This window comes from Rhizobacter sp. P2_H2, from assembly GCF_056403375.1.
This window is the reverse complement of sequence record NZ_JBFUFP010001212.1, coordinates 1-1,503: the sequence shown is the minus strand read 5'-3', so window position 1 is coordinate 1,503 and position 1,503 is coordinate 1. Positions and strand designations below refer to the sequence as shown.

The window sequence follows — 1,503 nt, the reverse complement described above, 5'->3', positions numbered from 1 at the left end:
GACCAGCGCAGCGTGAACGACGAACGCCACGATGGTGGCCTTCCATGCCCAGCGCTTCTGGAAGATGGCGAAGGCAGCAAGCACCCCATAGAGCAGCAATGCATACGCACCCGCCAGGATGCCCAGCATGGCGTCGGCATCATGGATCTGCACGGCCCCGGCGCAATACAGGGCAATGCAGCCGAAGAGGCACAGGCTGGCCATCTGGATGCGGTCACTCGGGCGGGTCAATGCCCAGACGATCGCCGCAAGCACGGCAAGGCTGAAGGCAACGCCGACGGCGGCAAGGATGATGTAGACGATCATGCCGGCATTCGGCGAGTTTGACCTCCCCGCCCCACCGCGCAGCCGGGCTTCGATCTCTGATGGATCAGCGCGCCTTCGTGGCGCGCAGCGAGCGCTTGGCCGAGGCCTCCTTCGCGACCGGCGGTCGGGAACGCATCACCCTCACCGGCCGCTCTTCCGTACTCATGCCCAGCAGCGAGGCGGCCACCGTCGGCACGGTGATCGCATCCTGCAACGTCATCGCGTCGAGTTCGGCCATGAAGGCGTCGACCGCGCGCGCCAGCACGCGCTTCAGGTTGCAGGCCGCGAAGATCCGGCAGCCGTGCGGCACCGCGGTGTCGTGGCATGCGACGACCGCGAAGTCCTTCTCGGCCATGCGCACGATGTCGCCGATCGAGATCTCGTTCGGCGCACGGGCCAGCATCGCACCGCCGGCGCGGCCGCGCGTCGTCGCGATGAAGCCGTTCAGCCCGAGCTCGTGCACGATCTTCGTCAGGTGGTTGCGCGAGATGCCGTAGGCGCCGGCAATCTCGTCGATGGTCGCGACACGCCCCGTCGGCCACGCCACCGCGAGGTACATCATCACGCGCAGCGTGTAGTCGGTGTAGACGGTCAGGCGCACGGGCCACTCCAGCAAACAAGCATGTTTTAGTTTACTTTAGGGTGGGACAAAGTGGCATAGCTTCTTGCTTGCCATGGTGCGATCGTCGGCTTTAAGATGCCATTTAAATGCATTAATAAGCACCCATCATGTCCACGCCCAGCGCCTCCTCGTTCCGCCCCATCCGCGTCGCCGTCCCGTCGCCGCGGGCGAAGCCACCGGCGCCCCGCGGGTGGCCGCTGCTGAGGCTGGGCTTCCGCCCGTTCTACCTGGGCGCCGCGAGCGCCGCGGTCGTGCTGATGGCGGCCTGGTTCTTCGTCTTCACCGGCCGCCTCGCGCTGCCCGGCACGCTGGCACCCGCGCTGTGGCATGCGCACGAGATGATCTTCGGCGTCGTCGGCGCGGTGGTGATCGGCTTCCTTCTCACCGCCGGCCAGCTGTGGACGCAGCTGCCGACGCCGCGCGGCGGCCTGCTCGGCGCGCTGGCCGCACTGTGGCTGTCCGCCCGCGTGGCCGGGCTGTGCGCGCCCTACCCCGTTTTCTTCCTGCTCGACGTGACCCTGCTGCCGCTGGTGGCCGCGCTGTTCGCCGACCTGGTGATCCGCTCGCGAAACCTG

The 1,503-nt window shown here is 67.5% G+C and carries 3 protein-coding genes; 1 reads left to right on the top strand and 2 read right to left on the bottom strand.

Annotated features, from left to right (window positions below):
- Nucleotides 1-306, bottom strand: a 306-nt coding sequence (locus AC1D15_RS31655; RefSeq protein WP_477829166.1) for a hypothetical protein, incomplete at its 3' end; no start/stop codon positions are given.
- A gap of 64 nt (nucleotides 307-370) precedes the next feature.
- The gene (locus AC1D15_RS31650) at nucleotides 371-907 is read right to left on the bottom strand and encodes an RrF2 family transcriptional regulator (RefSeq protein WP_477829165.1); all 537 of its coding nucleotides are present in this window, start codon (nucleotides 905-907) and stop codon (nucleotides 371-373) included.
- Between the two features lie 128 nt (nucleotides 908-1,035).
- Here AC1D15_RS31650 and AC1D15_RS31645 point away from each other — a divergent pair.
- Nucleotides 1,036-1,503 (top strand): NnrS family protein (locus AC1D15_RS31645; protein WP_477829164.1); only part of this gene is annotated, 468 nt, incomplete at its 3' end.